The organism is Novosphingobium sp. ZN18A2 (assembly GCF_036784765.1).
GTDB lineage: Bacteria > Pseudomonadota > Alphaproteobacteria > Sphingomonadales > Sphingomonadaceae > Novosphingobium.
Genome location: NZ_CP136651.1, coordinates 2,065,050 through 2,084,439 on the forward strand (window position 1 = coordinate 2,065,050; position 19,390 = coordinate 2,084,439).

At 64.5% G+C, this 19,390-nt stretch carries 18 protein-coding genes; 6 read left to right on the forward strand and 12 right to left on the reverse strand.

Annotation, left to right across the window (positions count from 1 at the left end; translation table 11 throughout):
- Nucleotides 1–12: 12 nt before the first annotated feature.
- The 6 genes from RXV95_RS09935 to RXV95_RS09960 all read right to left on the reverse strand — a co-directional run bounded on the left by RXV95_RS09935 (nt 13) and on the right by RXV95_RS09960 (nt 7,875).
- Nucleotides 13–1,728, reverse strand: coding sequence for a preprotein translocase subunit YajC (locus RXV95_RS09935; protein WP_338465891.1), 1,716 nt, complete (start codon nt 1,726–1,728; stop codon nt 13–15).
- The gene (locus RXV95_RS09940) at nt 1,725–2,720 is read right to left on the reverse strand and encodes an AAA family ATPase (protein WP_338465892.1); all 996 of its coding nucleotides are present in this window, start codon (nt 2,718–2,720) and stop codon (nt 1,725–1,727) included. The genes RXV95_RS09935 and RXV95_RS09940 overlap by 4 nt, the downstream gene beginning before the upstream one ends.
- Before the next feature lie 13 nt (nt 2,721–2,733).
- Nucleotides 2,734–4,257: an XrtA system polysaccharide chain length determinant gene (locus tag RXV95_RS09945; protein WP_338465893.1), complete on the reverse strand. Its 1,524-nt coding sequence runs from the start codon at nt 4,255–4,257 to the stop codon at nt 2,734–2,736.
- 28 nt (nt 4,258–4,285) lie between these two features.
- Complete coding sequence (locus RXV95_RS09950; RefSeq protein ID WP_338468547.1) at nt 4,286–4,927, reverse strand: XrtA/PEP-CTERM system exopolysaccharide export protein; 642 nt, start codon at nt 4,925–4,927, stop codon at nt 4,286–4,288.
- Nucleotides 4,928–5,116: 189 nt separating this feature from the next.
- Nucleotides 5,117–6,343 carry a pyridoxal-dependent decarboxylase, exosortase A system-associated gene (locus RXV95_RS09955; protein WP_338465894.1) on the reverse strand — a complete coding sequence of 409 codons (1,227 nt, stop codon included), beginning with the start codon at nt 6,341–6,343 and terminating at the stop codon, nt 5,117–5,119.
- On the reverse strand, nt 6,340–7,875 hold the full coding sequence (locus RXV95_RS09960; RefSeq protein ID WP_338465895.1) for an acyl-CoA ligase (AMP-forming), exosortase A system-associated: 1,536 nt from the start codon (nt 7,873–7,875) through the stop codon (nt 6,340–6,342). The genes RXV95_RS09955 and RXV95_RS09960 overlap by 4 nt, the downstream gene beginning before the upstream one ends.
- 38 nt (nt 7,876–7,913) lie before the next feature.
- Here RXV95_RS09960 and RXV95_RS09965 point away from each other — a divergent pair, with 38 nt between their 5' ends.
- Genes RXV95_RS09965 through RXV95_RS09980 form a run of 4 tightly spaced genes read left to right on the forward strand, consistent with a single transcriptional unit; the run spans nt 7,914 to nt 10,678 of the window.
- Nucleotides 7,914–8,924, forward strand: a complete 1,011-nt coding sequence (locus tag RXV95_RS09965) for a GNAT family N-acetyltransferase (RefSeq protein WP_338465896.1) — start codon at nt 7,914–7,916, stop codon at nt 8,922–8,924.
- Nucleotides 8,925–8,964: 40 nt separating this feature from the next.
- Nucleotides 8,965–9,234 carry an acyl carrier protein gene (locus RXV95_RS09970; RefSeq protein ID WP_338465897.1) on the forward strand — a complete coding sequence of 90 codons (270 nt, stop codon included), beginning with the start codon at nt 8,965–8,967 and terminating at the stop codon, nt 9,232–9,234.
- Complete coding sequence (locus tag RXV95_RS09975; protein ID WP_338465898.1) at nt 9,231–9,902, forward strand: hypothetical protein; 672 nt, start codon at nt 9,231–9,233, stop codon at nt 9,900–9,902. The genes RXV95_RS09970 and RXV95_RS09975 overlap by 4 nt, the downstream gene beginning before the upstream one ends.
- Nucleotides 9,899–10,678: a hydrolase 1, exosortase A system-associated gene (locus RXV95_RS09980; RefSeq protein WP_338465899.1), complete on the forward strand. Its 780-nt coding sequence runs from the start codon at nt 9,899–9,901 to the stop codon at nt 10,676–10,678. The genes RXV95_RS09975 and RXV95_RS09980 overlap by 4 nt, the downstream gene beginning before the upstream one ends.
- 9 nt (nt 10,679–10,687) lie before the next feature.
- On the opposite strand, the gene trxB is transcribed toward RXV95_RS09980, so the two are convergent.
- From trxB to RXV95_RS10000, 4 genes are all read right to left on the reverse strand, one after another.
- Nucleotides 10,688–11,662, reverse strand: coding sequence for a thioredoxin-disulfide reductase (gene trxB, locus RXV95_RS09985; RefSeq protein ID WP_338465900.1), 975 nt, complete (start codon nt 11,660–11,662; stop codon nt 10,688–10,690).
- A gap of 103 nt (nt 11,663–11,765) precedes the next feature.
- Entirely contained in the window at nt 11,766–12,554 is a 789-nt protein-coding gene (locus tag RXV95_RS09990; RefSeq protein WP_338465901.1) for a tyrosine-protein phosphatase, read from the reverse strand.
- 60 nt (nt 12,555–12,614) lie between these two features.
- Nucleotides 12,615–12,983 carry a response regulator gene (locus RXV95_RS09995; RefSeq protein WP_338465902.1) on the reverse strand — a complete coding sequence of 123 codons (369 nt, stop codon included), beginning with the start codon at nt 12,981–12,983 and terminating at the stop codon, nt 12,615–12,617.
- 162 nt (nt 12,984–13,145) lie between these two features.
- Nucleotides 13,146–14,366, reverse strand: a complete 1,221-nt coding sequence (locus tag RXV95_RS10000) for a M20 family metallopeptidase (RefSeq protein WP_338465903.1) — start codon at nt 14,364–14,366, stop codon at nt 13,146–13,148.
- 277 nt (nt 14,367–14,643) lie between these two features.
- Here RXV95_RS10000 and ettA point away from each other — a divergent pair, with 277 nt between their 5' ends.
- A complete protein-coding gene (ettA, locus tag RXV95_RS10005) occupies nt 14,644–16,317 on the forward strand; it encodes an energy-dependent translational throttle protein EttA (protein WP_338465904.1) in 1,674 nt (557 codons plus the stop codon).
- A 75-nt stretch (nt 16,318–16,392) separates the two neighbouring features.
- Here the strand turns inward: ettA and RXV95_RS10010 are convergent, their stop codons facing one another.
- Nucleotides 16,393–17,736 (reverse strand): chloride channel protein, encoded by a 1,344-nt coding sequence (locus RXV95_RS10010; RefSeq protein WP_338465905.1) that lies wholly within the window; start codon nt 17,734–17,736, stop codon nt 16,393–16,395.
- 200 nt (nt 17,737–17,936) lie between these two features.
- On the opposite strand from RXV95_RS10010, the gene RXV95_RS10015 reads away from it, so the two are divergent.
- A complete protein-coding gene (locus tag RXV95_RS10015; RefSeq protein ID WP_338465906.1) occupies nt 17,937–18,797 on the forward strand; it encodes an RcnB family protein in 861 nt (286 codons plus the stop codon).
- 20 nt (nt 18,798–18,817) lie between these two features.
- On the opposite strand, the gene RXV95_RS10020 is transcribed toward RXV95_RS10015, so the two are convergent.
- Nucleotides 18,818–19,381, reverse strand: coding sequence for a hypothetical protein (locus tag RXV95_RS10020; protein WP_338465907.1), 564 nt, complete (start codon nt 19,379–19,381; stop codon nt 18,818–18,820).
- Nucleotides 19,382–19,390 lie beyond the last annotated feature (9 nt).

Below are 19,390 nucleotides of genomic sequence, written 5' to 3' on the forward strand. Positions count from 1 at the left end.
TGCGCTCCAGGCCTAGAAGTTGTACCGCAGGCCAAGCAGGGCCGAACCATAGAGCTCGTCCTGCACAACCCTGCGGTCCACGCCGTCCACGCCCACCGCCGCTGTCGCGATGAGCCTGTCGGTCAGGTTGCGGAAATAGGATGCGTTGGCGCCGACAACGGTCGCGTCGCCCAGCGAGGATTGCCCGCTTTTGAACCAGTTCGCATAAAGCGAGGTCGAAAAGCTCGATACGCGGTCGATCGGCCCGCTCAGCCCCGCGTTGACATACCAGCTTTCGTCCACGGTGCCGTTCGCTACCGCCAGTACGGTGCCCGGCGCGGCAATGTATTTGCGGTGATTGTAGCCCACGCCGATGCCCACGCGCATCCGGCCGACACGGTGGCCATAGGTCGCGCTGACGCCGCGCGCGCGGAATACCGATCCCGCAAGAGACGAAAGCGCACCGTTCACGCAGGAACCGCCGGTGGAACCGATGGCGCAGCCGTCGATATTCCCGTTGAACGGATCGCGCGAAACCTCGAAGTCGGTCGGCAGGGCGCGAATGGCGTTGCCAACCTGGCCGCCGAAGCCCGAAATCCCGTCATATACCGCCACGTTCAGCGAACTGCGGCTGTCGGGAATATAGCTGAGGCTGCCCCAATAGGTGGTCGTGCCATAACGGCGGCCGACATAGGCCTGCAGCGCCGTGCGGCGGCTTGGCCGCCAGACCACGCCCGCATCCCAGATCAGGCCGCTGGTGTCATAGGCGATCACACGGGGCGCGGACCCATCGGTAACATAGCGCCCGTCCGCCCCGATCACAGGATTGCCGTTCGCATCGCGCACCGCATCGCGGGACGATACCTGCACGTCTTCGTAACCGATCCCCGCAACGACGGCGAAATCGTAGGTAAGCGGAACGGTCATGTCGGCGCGCGCGTGGAAATCCGTAACCCTTTGGTCGAGGTTCGAGATATCCTCGCGATTATATCCGGCGGTACCCGTCAGTCCCACCGGAAGCACCGTGCCCGGCCGGACGCCAGCGGAGAGCTGCGCGCTCTGCGTAACCGAGTGGTCGAAGATGTCGACCGGCGCCTGCCCTTGGGCGACCTGCACGTGGGGAGAGCCGACCTTGGTATAGCCCGCCATGTACGATCCGTTGATCGCCACGTCTCCGGCGTGCGTCGTCAGCGATGGCCCGGCATAGGCCGACCACACCTGACTTACCGCGTCATTCACCGCGACAGGGTTCAGCGTGCCCGCACCCGACGCCTCAACCCGCGTGCGCGCGGCCATGCCGCCCGCCTCGATCGAGAGCGTGCGCGGGACCACATCGTGCCGGACGCGGGCAAGGCCCGATACGGTATCGCTGTCGGCCAGGTTGCCGCTTTCGCCAAACCGGCGTTCATAGCGCACCGAAACCGCGCCTTCGGTGTTGCGGCCGGAAATCGACGCATCGGCCCCCGCCGCAACACTCGTGTAGGTCAGAACGTCACCGCCATGCTTCAGGTCGGTGGTAAGGTTCTGCGTCACCTCAAGATAGGGCGTGACCGTGGTCCGCGCGCCCGATGCGCCGATGGCCCCACCGTGCCCCGCCTCGCGCGCCGTGCGCTCCGCCCCGGCAGAAGAAGAGGCTCCGCCGCCAAGGTCGTATTCAAGTTGCTGCGCAAAAGCCGAAAGCGGCGCCAGGACGGCAAGCGCGGCCCCGGCCAGCACCGCGTGGCGCGCCAGAGATGCGATGGTCCTCATTCCTTGTATCCGTAATACGAACCGAAGCGCCGCCCGGTGGGCGAGAACTTGGTGCAATTGAGAAGAAGCTTGATGTCCTCGCAGCCCGACAGGATGCCGAGCGCATCGCGCAGCGCGGCCTCTCCGGTGCGGTCGGCCCGCACCACCATCACCGCCTGGCCCACGTGCATGGCAAGTTCCGACGCGGGGGACGCGGCCAGCGCGGGCGGCGAATCGAAGATCATGATGCGGTTGGGCGCCTGCGCGCTTAACCGGTCGAGCACGATTTCTGTGCGCGAGGACGCAAGGAATTCCGTGTCCGAACCGGTCGAATTGCCTGCGGGCAGAACCCAGAGGCCCGGAATATCGGTGCCCAGTATGCAATCCTCTACCGCGATGCAGGGATCGGCCAGCGCATCCATGAAGCCCGGACCGCCGGGCAGGCCCAGCGTGGACAGAACCGATGGCTTGGCGAAATCGGCATCCACCAGCAGGACTTGCGTGTCCTTTTCCGCCGCCATCGAGAGGGCGAGGTTTACCGAACAGAACGTCTTGCCCTCTCCCGCATGGGCGGAGCAGACAAGGATGCGTTCGCCGCGGTCCGGGCCGATCCCGGCGCGCGATTCCGCCGCCGCCAGAAGCAGTTGGCGCTTCACGATGCGGAACTCTTCCAGCACGCCCGTTACCTGGCCTTCGGGCTCTATCAGGCATTGTTCGCGCAAGTGCAGCCGGTCGACCGGGTGGTAGGGGCCGGAAAACGGCCGCAAGGGCGGATCGAACGTTTTTTCGTCGGCGGCGGTCACGTCTGCCGGGACGGTCGGCACGTCCCCGACTTGCGCTTGCGTCGGTGCAGGTTGCGCCGGTTCGGCAGGTGCCGGGCTTGCGGGCGCGCGGCGCTGCAATTCGGGCGGCAGGTGCGGGCGCTGGATCGCCGAAAGGTCTATCCCTTTCGATGCGCGTTCGATCAGGGAAGCGCGTTCGCCGGGCAGCGGGATTCTGGAGTGTTCGGTCATTCGCCTCGCCCCCTCACGCAACCATGCCGCGTTTCATGAATTCAAGCGCGAGCAGCAGGACGAAAACGCCCGCCAGCCCCGCGGTGCCCCCGGCAAACCACTTGAGGTGCTTCACCCGCTGCGCGCGCGCCGCGCGGGTCAGCGATTCCGAAACCTGGCCGAGCACCTGCAACCCCGTCGCGCGCTCAAGCTGCCCGGTGGTCGCGAAGGTCGACCGCGCCTGCCCCAGGGCAAAGGCCGCGCCGCCGCCCGCGCCAAGGCCGATCACCAGCACCAGAGCCAGCAGAAGCGGGCGGTCCGGCGCAACAGGCGTGCGCGGGGTGGTGGGCGGATCGATCACGTCGAACTTCACCGCATCGCGCTCGTTCTCCACCTGCCCGCGCAAGCGCAACGCTTCCCGGTCGCGAAGCAGCTTGTCGTACTGGTCTTTCAGAACCGAATAGTCGCGGTTGATGCGCGCGGCCTCTGCCGCAACGGCGGGTTCGGAATATTGCTTGGCTTCCATCGACGCGATGTCCTGCTGGAGCGTCTGCTTGCGCGCCGAAAGCGCCGCCACGCTGGCTTCGCGGTCCGCCTTGATCGATTGCAGCGAGGTATAGGCCGGGTTCGGCGTGCCGTAGGTCCGGTTGCCTTCCGCGGCGACCTGCTTCTTCAGGCTTCCGATCTGGGCCTTGAGCGCGACGACATCGGGGTGATCGTCCGTCAGACCGCGCGCCTTGTCGGCAAGAAGTTGCGACTGGGCCTGCGCCAGCGCCCCGGCAGGGCCGCCCTGCGCGCCCGGCGTTACGATGGTTTGCGGTGTTCCGGCGATCTGCCCGTTGATCGAGGCGAGCGCGCTTTGCGCCGCGACAAGGTTCGCTTCCACTTCGGTAAGCTGCGACCGCGAGGTTTCGAGCCGGGCCGAAAGGCTGCCGGTGCCGGGAAGAAGGTCCGAATTCTTGGCTTCAAAGGCTTCGCGCTTCTGTTCGGCCGCCTCCAGGTCTTTCTGACGGTCCGCCAGCTGCTGGTCCATGAACGAAAGCGTGCTGTTCATCTCGCCGCGCCCGCCCGACAGGTTCTCCTCGCGGAAGATGTCGATCATCTTCTGGACGATGTCCTGCGCCAGCTTTGCGTTCTGCACATCGCCGAACTGGCCGTATCCGGCGGTCGCGGTGATTTCGAACAGGTTGTCCTGCTGGCTGACCACCTTGATCTGCTTGGCCAGGCCCTGGACCGCGGATTCCATCTGCTTGTCATTGGTGATCGTATCGCCAAGGCGCGTGCCCCGGATCACCTTTTCAAGGTTGACCGAACTCGTCAGCGTCTGGCGCACACGATCGATATCGCGGCGGCGGTCCCCTTGCGAAATGCCGATCTGGTCCGCCAGCACGTTGTCGATCTGGACGAAGATGCGCGCTTTCGATTCATAGCTGTTGGGAACCAGCGCCACTGCCGCCCAGCCCAGCAGGCAGACGATCCAGGCAATCGCCAGCGCAAGCCAGCGTCGTTGCCAGATCCCGTGCAGCGCGATGCGCACTTCCTCATAGATGCCGTTCATCGGTCGTATCGTCCCTGCGCCGGCCCGATCAGAACATGCTTTCGGGGATGATGATCACGTCGCCCGGCTGAAGCAGCACGTTCGCCTTGCTGTCGCCCTTGCGCAGCAGGTCCGAGATGCGGACGTTGTATTCCTTCTGTTTTCCGGTCGTCTTGTCGAAGCGGATCAGCCGCGCCTTGTTGCCCGCCGCGTATTCCGACAGCCCGCCCACCGCGATCATCGCGTCGAGCAGCGTCATGTTGGCGCGGTAGGGGATCGACGCGGGCTTTTCCGTCGCGCCAACGATGCGAACCTGCTGGCTGAACGTGCCCGCGAACTTGTCGACAATGACGGAAACGATCGGCTGTTCGATATACTGCGAAAGCTGAAGCTTGATGTCTTCGGCCAGCATGGACGGCGTCTTGCCCACGGCGGGCATGTCCGTGATCAGCGGCGTGGTGATCCGCCCGTCGGGCCGGACCTGCACCTTCGCGCCCAGTTCGGGGTTGCGCCACACGAAGATCGTCAACTCGTCAAGCGGGCCGATCCTGTATTCCTCGCCCGGCTGTTCCTGCATCGAAACGAAGGAAGCCGGAGGCAATTCCGGGGCCGACCCCATCCCGGCACATCCCGAAAGTGCAAGGCTCAACGTGGCCGTTCCGGCAAGCAGTTTCGGGAATCGCGCGTTCATCGCCATTTTACGTCCTTTGTCGCGTTGGCGCCCCTCCGCCGGCCGGCCGGAAATGCGGGACACCACCATTGGGCCCGGCTATCGCGAAAAAGGGTGAAGATACCGTTAGCCTTGTTGCGCAACCGATTGCGCAACAAGGCCGTTTGCGCGCTTGTCCCGCATCGGGACGGCGCGCGCGCAAGGTATTAATCAGACAAGGATTTCAGCTGCAGGCCCTTGGCCAAGGAACATGGCCGGACTGGCGCTGGCGCCATAGGCCCCGGCGCAGAACACCGCCACCAGATCTCCCACCTCGGCACGCGGGAAACCGGCCTTGTCGGCCAGCCGGTCAAGCGGGGTGCAAAGGCACCCAACGACATTGGCCTCTTCCTCTACCGGCGCATCGAAGCGCGTGGCGATGGCGACCGGATAATTGCGGCGCACGACGGTGCCGAAATTGCCGCTGGCGGCAAGCTGGTGATGCAATCCGCCATCGGTGACGAGATAGGTTTCGCCGTGGCTCACCTTGCGGTCCACGATGCGGCAAAGATAGACGCCCGCCTCTCCGGCGATATAGCGGCCCAGCTCTATGCAGAATTGCGTTTCCCGCAATATTTCAGGAAGATCGGCCAGCTTTCTTGAAAGCGCATCACCGACCGCCGCGATATCCAGTGGCTCGTCGCCGGGGAAATACGGGATGCCGAATCCGCCACCCAGGTTGCAATGCGGCAGAGGGGCGCCGCTCGCCACGGCAAGGTCTGCGGCAAGCGTCAGCGTCTGGGCCTGCGTATCGATGATCGCTTCGGCCGAAAGCGCCTGGCTTCCCGCGAATATATGGAACCCCCGCCATTCGGCGCCGGATGCGATGATATCGCGGGCGAGCGCCGGCACGCGTTCCGCATCGATGCCGAACGGCTTGGCCCCGCCGCCCATCTTCATGCCCGATCCCTTCAGATCGAACGAGGGGTTAACCCTGATCGCAAGGCGCGGCGCGATACCCAGACGCTCACCAATCGCCAGCGCGCGCGCCGCCTCTCCTTCGGATTCAAGGTTCAGCGTAACCCCGCGCGAAATCGCGGCCTCAAGTTCCGCGTCGCGCTTTCCCGGCCCGGCAAAGCTGATACGCCGCGGATCGATACCCGCCGCGCCCGCCATCTCCAGTTCTCCGCCCGATGCGATATCAAAGCCGTCGACAAGCGGCGCAAGGTGTTCCAGCACCGGCCCGAACGGGTTCGCCTTTACCGCATAATGCAGGGCAAGCCGTTCGGGCATGGCGGCGCGAAGCTGTGCGATGCGGTGCGTAAGCAGGTTGCGCGAATAGATGAACAGCGGCGTTCGCCCCGCTATTTCAACCAGTTCGGATGCTTTCTTGCCGCCGATTGCCAATTCGCCGTCAAGCGCGGCGTACCCTGCGGGAATGGGGCCAATCGGCTTCATGCGTTCACCTGTTCGCGCAGTTGCGCGGCAAGCGCCACGCGATCGATCTTGCCATTGGGGCCGATCGGCATCGCCTGCCGCCAATGGACCATCCGGGGCACCATGAAGTTGGGGAGCATCCTGGTAAGCGCGGGAACCAGCCCGGCTTCGGCTTTCGCGGGATCGCCCGATGCCCGCGCCACAAGGTGGATCGCCTGCCCCAGCGCCGGATCGGCAACGCCGATTGCCACGGCTTCTGCAACCAATCCGGTCGCGACGGCGGCATCCTCCACCTCCTGCGGGCTGACGCGGTTGCCCGATGTCTTGATCATCGCGTCACGCCGGCCCACGAAATAAAGCAGGCCGTCGCCATCGCGGCGAACCCTGTCGCCCGACCACACGGCCAGACCGCCATGGCGCGACCAGGGGGGCGCGGGCCTGAACCGTTCGGCGGTCCGCTCTGCATCCTGCCAGTATCCCTGCGCGACCAGTGGGCCGGCATGGACAAGTTCCCCCTCCTCACCCGGCGCGGCCTCTTTCCCGCTGTCCGCAACCACCATGATTTCCGCAAAGGGTATGGCCTTGCCGATGGACGTGGGATGCGTGTCGACCAGCGAGGGATCGAGATAGGTTGACCGGAACGCCTCTGTCAGGCCGTACATCGGATAAAGATCCGCCGCCGGAAACAACGTGCGCAGTGCGCGGACCAGATCCGGCGTCAGCGCCCCCCCGCTGTTCGTCAGCCGCCGCAACGACCCGGCGGCGTCCTGCGGCCAGTCCTGCTCGACCAGTTGCACCCAAAGCGGCGGAACGGCGGCCAGCGTTGTGATCGCGTGTTTCGCCACCGCCTTCACCACGTCACGCGGCATCAGGTAATCGAGCGGGACGACCGCGCCGCCCGCATACCACGTCGAAAGAAGCTGGTTCTGCCCGTAGTCGAAAGCGAAAGGCAGCACCGCCAGCGTCCTGTCATGCGGCCCCACACCCAGATAGCCCGCGACGCTTGCCGCGCCCAGCCACAGGTTCGCGTTGCTGAGCATCACGCCCTTGGGCCGCCCGGTGGAACCGCTGGTATAAAGGATCGCGGCAAGCCGGTCGGCGGTCTCACCCGAAGGTGGCAGGATTTCGGTTGCCGCGTCGACGGCATTGCGCGCCTCGCCTTCCTCCACAACGATTGCCTGTGCGGCGTCCCCCGCTTCAAGCGTTGCAAGCCGTGCCTTGTTGGAAACCAGCATCGCCGCGCCGCAATCACCAATGATATGCGCGACTTGCGCGCGTTTCAGCAAGGGATTTACCGGCACGTGGACCAGTCCCGCCCGCACGGCGGCCAGCGGCATCAGGCAGGCGATCTCCGTCTTGGGCAGCCAGGTCGCGATCCGGGCGCCGGGATCGGGCACTTGCGCGCACAGCCACGCCGCCAGCGCGCCTATACGCCGGTTTAACTCCTTGTAGCTTAACACCCTGTCGCGCAGGACCAATGCGTCCGCATCGGGATCGCCGCGCAAGGCAAGGTGATCAAGCGGAAGCACTGTCGGTTCGGGGTCGGCGGACAAGGCGGCTCTCGAATGGTGAAGCGAAGGGGTAAACGGGTTTGAACGGGATCGTCTATCACGCCGATCTTAATGAAGCGCAACGCCGCAATGGCCTTTGCCCGACCGGAAGCTCTCCGTTTGAGCGGCTGGAGTGGTTCGCGCTTCTCTCGCGCGAATGCCTTGCCGCACATCCCCCGTTGCTCGCCATCGCCCGCGACGGAGAGCGGTGGGCCGCCCTTCCCCTGATGGAAACCGGCGCGCGGCAACTGTCCGGCCTGGCGAACTGGTACAGCTTCTTCCTGCGCCCGCTTGGCGACCGTTCGCTTCTGCCCGCAATCGCGCGCGACCTTGCATCGCGGGCCGATCGCATAACGCTGGCGCCCTTGCCGCAGGACGATGCGAACGCCCTTGCCAGCGCGTTCGGCCATGCCGGATGGTTCGCGCAACTGGAACCGTGCGACAGCAACCATTTCCTGGACATTGGCGGGCGCACATTCGACGAATACTGGGCGTCCCGGCCCGGACGGCTTCGCGAAACCGTCCGCCGCAGGGGCAAGACGGGGATTGTCGACCTGAAGGTTGAAACCCGCTTCGATCCGGCGGACTGGGCCGCATACGAGCGCATTTACGGCCTGTCGTGGAAACCGGAGGAAGGAAGCCCCGCGTTCCTGCGCAAGTTCGCCCGGGAAGAGGGAACGGCAGGCCGCCTTCGCCTTGGCCTTGCCAGCATCGACGGCACGCCGGTTGCCGCGCAAATGTGGACCGTGGAAGGCGGGACTGCCTTCATCCACAAACTGGCGCATGACGAGGCTTTCAGGAAGCATTCCCCCGGCACACTGTTGAGCCACGCGCTGTTTCGCCACGTTATTGACCGGGACAATGTTGCGGAAATCGACTTTGGAACGGGCGATGATCCCTACAAGCGCGACTGGATGGAGGACGTGCGCCTGCGCTGGCGCCTCGACGCCTATCGCCTTGCCGCGCCGCGCCAGTGGCCGTCGCTGGGCAAGGCCCTTGCGCGCCGGATGCTTCGTTCGCACCCTCTTGTCTCGTCTCAATCGCGCGGTTAAGGCGCCCCGCACTGGTGGAAACGACAGGAAATCGCCCCGCGTGAGCAGTCTTGCCAACGATACCGATACCGTCCTGCGCGCAATCCTGCGCGACGTGCTTGGCCTTTCAGAAGACCAGGTAAAGGGCTTCGACAACGATACCGGCCTGTTCGGCGCCTTGCCCGAGCTAGACTCGATGGCGGTCGCCGGCCTCCTTACCGAAATGGAGGACCGGCTCGATATCATGATCGAAGATGACGAAGTCGACGGCGAAATGCTGGAAACCTACGGCAACCTGCTGACATTCGCAGAGGCAAAGCGCGCCGCGTGATTGCCGCGTGGACCTGCCCCGGACCCGCGGGCCCGGTCACCGAATATGCCCTTGCCTTCGACAGGACGCGCAAGCACCGGCTACTGATTATCCCCGCGCTTTTCGAGGAAGCCAACCGCACCCGCCGGATGCTGGTGGAAGCGATGCGTCGGATCGACGCGGCGGGAATCGATTGCTTCCTGCCAGACCTGCCCGGATGCAATGAAAGCCTGCAGGATTTCAGCGCGCAGAGTCTTGATACCTGGCGCGCGGCAATGCGGGCGGCGGCCGAGGAATTTGGCGCAACGCACCTGTTCGCGGTGCGCGGCGGGGCGCTTCTGGCACCAAAATCGCTGCCAGGTTTCGAATACGATCCGGCAAAGGGTTCATCCATCCTGCGCCAGTTGCTGCGCGCGCGCGTGATCGCGTCGCGCGAGGCCGGGCGAGAGGAAGATACCACCGGCCTTATGGAAACGGGCAAGCAATCGGGCATAGAGCTTGCGGGCTATCGCTGCGGTGCAGCGCTCGTCGCCGGACTGGAAGCCGCCGTGCCGGAGGAACGCGGTCGGCGTAAGATAAGCCAGGGTGAGCTTGAAGGCGCAGGCTTGTGGCTGCGCAGCGAACCAGGAGACAATCCCGCGCAATCGCGCGACATTGCCGCCATCGTCGCGGCGGAGATCGCGGCGTGACGCGGCTTCACACAACCTTTTCGTGCGAAGGCGCGACTCTCGCCGGAACGCTCGACACCGGGCCGCTTGCAACCGGGCTGCTGATGGTTTCCGGTGGCAACGAAATCCGGTCCGGAAGCTGGTCGGGGCAGGCGCAACTGGCCGCCCGCGTGGCCTCCGCCGGGTTCCCCGTTTTCCGATACGACCGGCGCGGCGTGGGCGACAGCGAAGGGACGAACGGCGATTTCCGCCGCAGCGAGCCCGATATACGCGCCGCCCTTGCCGCCTTCCGCGTGGCCGCGCCGCAGCTTGAACGCGTGGTCGCCTTCGGCAGTTGCGATGCGGCGACGGCGCTGATGATGTTCGGCCCGTCCCTGCCAGTCGACGACCTGGTGCTGGCCAATCCGTGGACGATTGACGGCGAAAAGGCACCCGACGCGATGCCCGCATCAGCCATTCGCAGCCGCTATCTCAGAAAGCTGGCCAATCCGCGCGAAATCTGGCGCCTGCTGACGGGCCGTGTCGATATGGGCCAGTTGGCGCGCGGGTTGAAGGGCGCGGCGGCCGGTGCGCCTGTCGCCTCGCCGATGGTCGGGCGCATGATAGCCGGCACCGATGCATTTGCCGGCCCCGTTTCGATCCTGCTCGCCGCCAACGACCGGACCGCGCAGATGTTCGAAGAGGTCTGGCCGGCCCGCGATCCGCGCGTTGAGCGAATCCAGTCCGCATCGCACAGCTTTTCGGACGACGAAGCGCGCAGCTGGCTGCTGGACCGTGTGCTGCGCGCCTTGCGGTAATTCGCCGCGTCAGGCTTCCGCCACGTCCTTTGCATTCGCGAAATCGCGCGCGGCCAGGAACCGTTCCGCATCCAGCGCTGCCATACAGCCCGTGCCCGCGGCGGTAACCGCCTGGCGATAGACGTGATCCATCACATCGCCGCAGGCGAAGATGCCCGGAACGGACGTGCGCGGCGTGCCCGGCTCTACCAGCAGGTAACCGCCCGCATCCATCGGCAGCTTGTCCCTGAACAGCTCCGTTGCCGGGGCATGGCCGATGGCGACAAATGCGCCGTCCGTTTCGATATGAGAGGTTTCGCCAGTTTCGGTGTCCGTCAGGTCAAGCCCCGTCAGCCCCGCACCGCCCGTATCGCCCACGAAGCGATCGACCGTCTTGTTCCACAGCACCTTGATGCCCTTGTGCGCGAAAAGGCGGTCTTGCAGGATTTTTTCGGCGCGCAGCGAGTCGCGGCGATGGATCAGCGTCACGTCCGGGCTGTGGTTGGTGAGGTATAGCGCTTCCTCGACCGCCGTATTACCGCCGCCGATCACCACCACCTTCTTGCCGCGATAGAAGAACCCGTCACACGTGGCGCAGGCCGAAACGCCCTTGCCGCCCAGTTCCTGCTCGCCCGGAACGCCCAGCCACTTGGCCTGCGCGCCGGTTGCGATCACCAGCGTATCGCCTTCGTAAATGTCGCCGCCATCGCCCGTTGCGCGGAACGGAGAGCCGGACAGGTCGATATCGACAATCGTATCCCACATCATCCGCGTGCCGACGTGTTCGGCCTGGGCCTGCATTTCCTGCATCAGCCACGGCCCCTGGATCACGTCGCGGAAACCGGGATAGTTTTCGACATCCGTCGTGATCGTAAGCTGGCCACCGGGCTGAAGCCCCTGCACCACGATCGGTTCCATTCCAGCGCGCGCGCCATAGATCGCGGCGCTCAGCCCTGCCGGGCCGGATCCGATAATAAGCATGCGGGTCTTGTGGGTGGTCGCCATGGTGCCTCCGGTCTTGCGTGGCCCGCGAAATAGGAATTGCACGCGCGCCTGACCAGCCTGCACGTGCGCTTTTACGCAGCTTCGTGGCACGATTGCTTCGTTTTCAGGCGATCAAGCGCGCTTCGATGCGTTCCAGAAGCGCGGGATCGACACCCAGCACTTCCGCCGCATAGGCTTCGACCGAGCCGTGACGTTCCCGGATCCGGGCAAGTGCGGTTTCCAGGTATTCGGGATGGACGGACATCAGCGTGCGGATCGCGTCCTCGTCCATTTCCGGACCGAACCCCGCGCGGACATGGCGGGCACCGGCCCCGATCCGCGCCTCGATGTTTCCCGCGCTGTTGGTCAGCAGGTAATCCGCCATCGCGTCGTCCGGGTGAACCCCCAGCAGGTTGTGGACCAGCGCCGCACCCAGCCCGGTGCGATCCTTGCCCGCCAGGCAATGGAGCAGGCTTGCCCCGTCGCGATTGGCAAGTGCATCGAACATCAGGCGATAGGTGCCCACCAGCACCGGGCGCCAAGGCATCGATTCGTATAGCCGCACCATCGCCGCATGGGCATCGGCCGCGGTCTGCACCTCGCGCGCGGCTTCCTCGTGCGCGGCCTGCCCGCTGCTGCCCGCCGTTTCACCGGGATGAAACAATACGTCGCCCGAAAAGTCCTCGTGACGCAGGCACGGGTTCAGCGCCCGCTCGCTATCGCCGCGCAAGTCGATAACCGTTGCGATATCAAGGGTATGGACCCTTTCCAGATCATCCGGCGTGGCTTCCGAATGGTGGCCGGACCGCCACAGGGTTCCGCGCCGCAATATGCCGCTGCGGGCGCGATAGCCGCCATAGTCCCGGAAATTGTGAATCCCTTCCATCGGGATTACGCGTTCGGCGTCTGCCATTGTGTCAATCTCTGTCATCGCGACCGGCCTAGCGCAGCCTTGCGAAGGATTCGAGACGTTTCAGCCCACGGGCCGTTCCGCGAACGACATGGCCCGGCCGACCACCGCTTCGGACGGCGTGGGCTTAAGCACAAGCTCGCCCCGCAAAACGCCAAGGTCATGGCCAAGCGGCTGGGGGTCGCCGGTATAGAGGATGTAGGGCACGCCCTTGCTGTCCAGTTCCTTTGCCACCGGCGCGCAGGTGATCCCGTTGCCCAGCGATACGTCGAGGATGGCGACATCGATCATCTGGCTGACCAGAATATCCATCGCTTCGTCTATGCAGCAGGCGGTCAGCGGCATGCAGCCCGCTTCGGACACCGCGCATTCCAGATCGAACATGATCAACGGTTCATCGTCGAGCAGGAGGATGCGCAGCGAACGGCCCATCAGGCACGCCTTCCCGCACGCGCGTCGAACGCTTCACCTGCAATGGATGAATTGGCCCTGCCGAACACCTGCAATTTCCCAGTCATTCCCTGTCGATTCCAGTCGCACCGGAATATTGTAATGCACGACAACAACTTTGGTTTCCGTGATATTAGCAAAACATCATTTTTCCTGGCCGAACCCCGATTCCAGAAAGCGTTCGGCACATCCGGCCAGAACCGCCGTGCCCAGCGGCAGGACGGTTTCGTCCACCACCATCCTGGTGGAATGGATCGAACAGCACGATCGCCAGTCAACGCCTTCGTGCGCCACGCCCAGGAAGAACATCGCACCCGGCATCTTTTCCAGCACGTATGAGAAATCCTCTGCCCCCATGACGGGCGCATCAAGACGCATGAAACCGTCCGGCCCCGAAAGATCGCGCACCACGGCTTCGCCCAGGTCGACCGCGCGCGGATCGCAGACGGTGACGGGAAACCCTTCTTCAATCGCGATGTCGGCGGTCATGCCGTGCGCTTCGGCAATGCCCTGCACCAGACGCGTCAGCAGTTCTGCCACCTTGGCGCGATGCCCGGAGGAGAGCGTGCGTATCGTGCCTTTCAGGAATGCGCTGTCGGGAATCACGTTGAACGTGGTTCCGGCATCGATTTTCGCGACGGTTACCACCACCGCGTCGGCGGCATTGAACCTGCGCGTAACCATGGACTGGATCGCCGTCACGATTTCACAGGCCACCGGGATCGGATCGGCCGCATCGTGCGGCATCGAGGCATGGCCGCCGGCACCCTTGATCGTGATTTCGAACTGGTCCGCCGATGCCATCAGCGCGCCGGCGCGGCCCGCGACAAGGCCGTGCGGGCTGTTGGGCATGATGTGCAGCGCGAACGCCGCATCGGGCAACGGACGATCCTTTCCGCCCAGCAGCCCGTCATCCAGCATGAAGCGCGCGCCGTGATGCCCTTCCTCGCCCGGCTGGAACATGAAGCGCACTTCGCCCCTGATCCTGTCGGCACGCGCGCACAAAAGCTCGGCGGCGCCGGCCAGCATGGCGGTGTGCGTATCGTGTCCGCAGGCGTGCATGGCGCCGGGAATTTCGGACGCGAAATCGAGGCCTGTTTCCTCGATCATCGGCAGGGCATCCATGTCCCCGCGAAGAAGCACGCAACGCCCCTCTCCCGCGCCGCCCATTAAGGTGGCGACCAATCCGGTGGTCGAAGGCCCTTCCGCCCATTCGAGCGGCAGATGCGCAAGCGCCGCGCGAACCTTGTCGCGCGTTTTCGGGGTATGTAGGCCAAGTTCGGGCTCGCGATGGATCGAACGGCGCAGGCTGACGATCCGCTCGCCAATGCCCCGTGCCTGCTCCAGAAGTTCGGCGTGCAGCATGAACCCTTCTCCGTATTTCTCGCGGTTGTCACGAGCCGGCGCCTCGTCCGGACCGAATTCCGCGTGGCGCCGAGAGGTAACGCGGCGGTGGCGGAATGCAATGGCGTCTGCTTGCGGGGCTGCGTAGTGGCCTGACAATGCAGGTTTCAACGCGGCCCCCGGCCAGCTTCCAACCGCCCTTTCCTGCACGGGACCGGCCTGCCACGCTTGCGCCCCTGCGGGCCGCCCTGTAGAGGGCGCGCAAACCTCCCTTTACGCCTATTCCCAGAGGAAACCGATGGCCGCCCAGTACGCCTTCGTCATGAAGAGCATGACAAAGACCTTTCCCGGTGCCCAAAAGCCGGTGCTCAGCAACATCAACCTGCAATTCTATCAGGGCGCCAAGATCGGCATCGTCGGCCCCAACGGCGCGGGCAAGTCCACCCTGATGAAGATCATGGCGGGGATCGACACCGATTTCACCGGCGAGGCATGGCCGGGCGAGAACATCACGGTCGGCTACCTGCCGCAGGAGCCGGAGCTCGACACGTCCAAGACCGTTCTGGAAAACGTGAAGGACGGCGCACGCGAAACCGCCGACATGGTCGAGCGGTTCAACCAGATCGGCATGGAAATGGCCGAGGAAGATGCCGATTTCGATGCGCTGGGCGCCGAAATGGCCGAACTGCAGGACAAGATCGACGCGGTCGACGGCTGGACGCTGGACAACCAGCTTGAAATCGCGATGGAAGCGCTGCGCTGCCCCCCGGGCGACTGGCCGGTGGACAACCTTTCGGGCGGTGAAAAGCGCCGCATCGCGCTGACCCGCCTGCTGATCCAGAAGCCTTCGATCCTGCTGCTGGACGAACCGACCAACCACCTTGACGCGGAAAGCGTCGAATGGCTGGAGAACCACCTGAAGGAATATGCCGGCGCGGTGCTGATGATCACCCACGACCGCTATTTCCTTGATAACGTGGTGGGCTGGATTCTCGAACTCGATCGTGGAAAATACTTCCCCTACGAAGGCAACTACTCGACCTACCTCGAGAAGAAATCCAAGCGCATGGAGCAGGAGGAGCGCGAGGAAAGCGGCCGCCAGAAAGCCCTCAAGGAAGAGCTTGAGTGGATCAGGCAGACCCCCGCCGCGCGCCAGACCAAATCCAAGGCGCGTATCCGCAAGTTCGAACAGCTTCAGGAAGCGCAGGCGGGCCGCGCGCCCGGCAAGGCGCAGATCGTTATCCAGGTGCCCGAACGCCTTGGCGGCAAGGTTATCGAGGCGAAGAACATCTCGAAAGCCTATGGCGACAAGCTGCTGTTCGAAGACCTGTCGTTCATCCTTCCGCCCGGCGGTATCGTTGGCGTGATCGGCCCCAACGGCGCCGGCAAATCGACGCTGTTCAAGATCATCACCGGGCAGGAAACCCCCGATTCCGGCGAGATCAGCATCGGTGACACGGTTCATCTGGGCTATGTCGACCAGAGCCGCGACCACCTGGACGACAAGCACAACGTCTGGGAGGAAATCTCGGACGGGCTGGATTACATGAAGGTCAACGGCCACGACATGAGCACGCGCGCCTATGTCGGCGCGTTCAACTTCAAGGGGCAGGACCAGCAAAAGAACGTGGGCAAGCTGTCGGGCGGCGAACGCAACCGCGTGCACCTTGCCAAGATGCTGAAGGAAGGCGGCAACGTGCTGCTGCTGGACGAACCGACCAACGATCTTGACGTGGAAACGCTGGCCGCGCTGGAAGACGCGATCGAGAATTTCGCGGGCTGCGCCGTGGTCATCAGCCACGATCGCTTTTTCCTTGACCGTCTGGCCACGCACATCCTTGCCTTCGAGGGCAACAGCCACGTCGAATGGTTCGAAGGCAACTTCGAAGCTTATGAGGAAGACAAGCGCCGCCGCCTGGGCGACGCGGCCGACCGGCCGACGCGTCTTGCCTACAAGAAGCTTACGCGCTGATCGCTGCGATCAATTCGGGCCGGGGAAACCCGGCCGGCGCGCAAGTTCTGCAATGAATTCGGGTGGGGGGCGCCGCTAATGGCGCTCCTCTTCCTTTTCCTCGATATCGGGATCACCGGCTTCGGACCGCGGCAGAAAATCGCGTGACAGCGCGTGATAAAGCCGCGGCTTGCAAACCTGCGCGCCGGACCAGTCCGCGATCAGCGCGGTCAGCACCAGCGGCAGGATCGACCCGCTGCTGCCGGTCGTCTCGCTAAGGATGATAACACCGGTCAGCGGCGCGCGAACGACGCCGGTGAAATAGCCCGCCATGCCCAGAAGGACGATGGCGCCGGTGGATTCGCTGGGGAACACCATCGCCAGCAGCTTGCCGAACCCTGCGCCAACGGCCAGCGACGGCGCGAAAATACCGCCGGGAAGGCCGCTTGCGCTGGTCGCGAGCGTGGTGACGAACTTTGCCGGGCCAAGCCACACGCTGCCGTCCTGGCCTTCAAGCAGCGCCTTGGCCGGGGCATAGCCGGTGCCCCAGGTCGCGCCACTGGTAACGACGCCCAGAACGCCGACGGCAACGCCGCAAATCAGCGCGACGACCAGAGGGCGCGCGAACACGCCGGACTTCGCTTCGCGGCGACGGCGCGTGATCAGAAGGAGAAAACGCGAAAACAATCCGCCCAGCGCGCCGCCCGCAAGCCCGGCGATCGGCGCGATGATAAGCGCCGATCCCACCGGAAGCGGATCGGACAGGGTGCCGAAATAGAGGTAATTGCCCGCCAGCCCCTGGCTGGTAAGGCCCGAAATCATCACCGCGCCCATGACGAGAACCGCCACGCGCTGTTCATACGCGCTCGCCAGTTCCTCGATCGCAAACGCGATACCCGCGATGGGCGTGTTGAATGCGGCCGCAACGCCCGCGGCGCCGCCCGCGATCAGCACACCGGATGTCAGGCGCGCACCGAACAGCCTGTGGCACCCGACCATGATCGCCGCGCCAAGCTGGACCGTCGGGCCTTCACGCCCGACCGACGCGCCACCAAGGATCGCGCCAAGCGTGACCACCAGCTTGAACAGCGCGGTCTTCATGCCCAGCAATCCGCGCGACAGAAGTCCATCCGGATCGCGGCTGGCGGCGATAACCTGCGGAATGCCCGACCCGCGCGCCGCCGGTGCAACCAGCAGCGTCATCCATGCGAAACCCACAAACAATGCAGGCGTTACGACCAGCGGCGAATAAGGCCACCGCGCCACCATCGAATCGAACACGCCCTGCGCCTTGTCCGCCGCCTCTGCGAAAAGCAGGGCGACAAGGCCGATCATCACCGCACCAAGCAGCGACCCCGAACGTCTGCGCCACTCATGCGGGAACAGCTCGCCGTGGTCGGAATGGATCAGGTTGGAAAAGCGCTTGCGGAGGGTTGGCATCGCTTGGCGGTTAGCCCCCAGCCCGAACCGCGTCCACCCCTTCCCTGCGATTCATTTGTCAAACCGGAGTTCATAAAACCGTGCCTCAAGATGAACAAACACCGATAGGGCGGTTCAGGACCAAGTCAGTCGACGCCATATAGAACCGATGACAGGTGGTGCCGCGATCGTCGCGGCAAGATGGAGAGCGAGAAATCACAATGAACATCAAGTCCCTGCTCAAGTCATCTGCCCTTGCCGCGGCTGCAGGGGCGATGGTCATGATAGCCGTCCCGGCCGAGGCTGCGCCGGACCGCGCGCGCAATGTCTCGCGCGAAGAAGGCAATCGTCACGGCAACTTCCGGGCGCACCAGTCGCGTTCGCAGAATGTCCAGCGCCAGCAATCGCGACGCGGGAACGATCGCCGCGCCGAAGCGCGCCAGCAGCGCCAAAGCTATCGCAACCAGGCGCGCCAGGCGCAGCGCCGGCAGAGCCGCAACTGGGGCGACGCCAGGGCGAACGCGATCCAGCGCCAGCGGACGCAGAACGTGCAACGCCGGAACTGGTCGGGGCGGACCGAAAACCGCAACCAGGGCAACTGGCGACAATACCAGCGCAATCGCACCTATGCGGACCAGAACCGCAATCGCAGCTATACCGACCGCCACCGGACGGAGCGCCGCGATTACCGGAACAATCGGCGCGATCACCGCGCGGACCGGCGCGATTACCGGAACGACCACCGGTATGCCTATCGCAACAACAACTATCGTCGCTGGAATCACGACTGGCGGAATGATCGCCGCTATAACTGGAGCCATTATCGCCGGTCCCACCGCAACGTCTATCGCGTCGGCCGGTATTACGCGCCCTACTCGGGTTACAGCTACAGCCGCATCGGCATCGGATTTTTCCTGAACTCGATGTTCTATGGCCAGAACTACTGGATCGGCGATCCGGGATATTATCGCCTGCCGCCGGTCTATGGCCCCTATCGCTGGGTGCGCTATTACGACGACGTGCTGCTGGTGAACATCTACAGCGGCGAAGTGGTGGACGTGATCTACGACTTCTTCTGGTAAGAGCTTCCAGATCGAAGACTTCAGGAGCCCCCGCCCGTAACGGCGGGGGTTTTCCGTGGCGCCCCGCCGCTGCGCGCCGCTGCCAGCAATCGCCTTGCGCGCATGAACATCTCGATCCGTTGCAGCGTGAACATGCCCATCGCGAACGCGATCAACACGTCGGTCAGCAGCATCGTCGCCGCGTGCGACATCGGGCCACCCGATTCCAGGTACATCTTCGATCCCGTGCGGATCACGACCAGAACCAGCAGCAGCCCGAGCGCGGCGGGAGATTGCGCATGGTCAAGCGCGTGCGTTACCGGATCGACCGAGATGTGCATGGTCTTGCCGCGCAACCATCCGGCAACGGCCCCTGCGGCAAGGGCCATTGCGATCCACAACCAGCCCGCCCCTTGCGGCGGCATGGTTATCAACATGGTCGCCATGAAGGCGCCGTAGATCGCCGGGAGAATCCAAAGCCGTTCAAGCCGCAGCGGGCGCGTCTTTCCCATCCGCCTGAACCGGATGGCAAACACGATGGCGATCACCATGACGGGGATCAGGAACCCGATCAGCCCGTGCGAAGCCGCCCCCTGTTGTGGCATCGAACTCTC

Excerpts from the sequence above, each read along its gene's own strand:
- RXV95_RS09935 (WP_338465891.1), bottom strand. The coding sequence starts at position 1,728 with ATGAGGACCATCGCATCTCTGGCGCGCCACGCGGTGCTGGCCGGGGCC.
- RXV95_RS09940 (WP_338465892.1), bottom strand. The coding sequence starts at position 2,720 with ATGACCGAACACTCCAGAATCCCGCTGCCCGGCGAACGCGCTTCCCTG.
- RXV95_RS09945 (WP_338465893.1), bottom strand. The coding sequence starts at position 4,257 with ATGAACGGCATCTATGAGGAAGTGCGCATCGCGCTGCACGGGATCTGG.
- RXV95_RS09950 (WP_338468547.1), bottom strand. The coding sequence starts at position 4,927 with ATGAACGCGCGATTCCCGAAACTGCTTGCCGGAACGGCCACGTTGAGC.
- RXV95_RS09955 (WP_338465894.1), bottom strand. The coding sequence starts at position 6,343 with ATGAAGCCGATTGGCCCCATTCCCGCAGGGTACGCCGCGCTTGACGGC.
- trxB (WP_338465900.1), bottom strand. The coding sequence starts at position 11,662 with ATGGCGACCACCCACAAGACCCGCATGCTTATTATCGGATCCGGCCCG.
- RXV95_RS09990 (WP_338465901.1), bottom strand. The coding sequence starts at position 12,554 with ATGGCAGACGCCGAACGCGTAATCCCGATGGAAGGGATTCACAATTTC.
- RXV95_RS09995 (WP_338465902.1), bottom strand. The coding sequence starts at position 12,983 with ATGGGCCGTTCGCTGCGCATCCTCCTGCTCGACGATGAACCGTTGATC.
- RXV95_RS10000 (WP_338465903.1), bottom strand. The coding sequence starts at position 14,366 with ATGCTGCACGCCGAACTTCTGGAGCAGGCACGGGGCATTGGCGAGCGG.
- ettA (WP_338465904.1), top strand. The coding sequence starts at position 14,644 with ATGGCCGCCCAGTACGCCTTCGTCATGAAGAGCATGACAAAGACCTTT.
- RXV95_RS10010 (WP_338465905.1), bottom strand. The coding sequence starts at position 17,736 with ATGCCAACCCTCCGCAAGCGCTTTTCCAACCTGATCCATTCCGACCAC.
- RXV95_RS10015 (WP_338465906.1), top strand. The coding sequence starts at position 17,937 with ATGAACATCAAGTCCCTGCTCAAGTCATCTGCCCTTGCCGCGGCTGCA.
- RXV95_RS10020 (WP_338465907.1), bottom strand. The coding sequence starts at position 19,381 with ATGCCACAACAGGGGGCGGCTTCGCACGGGCTGATCGGGTTCCTGATC.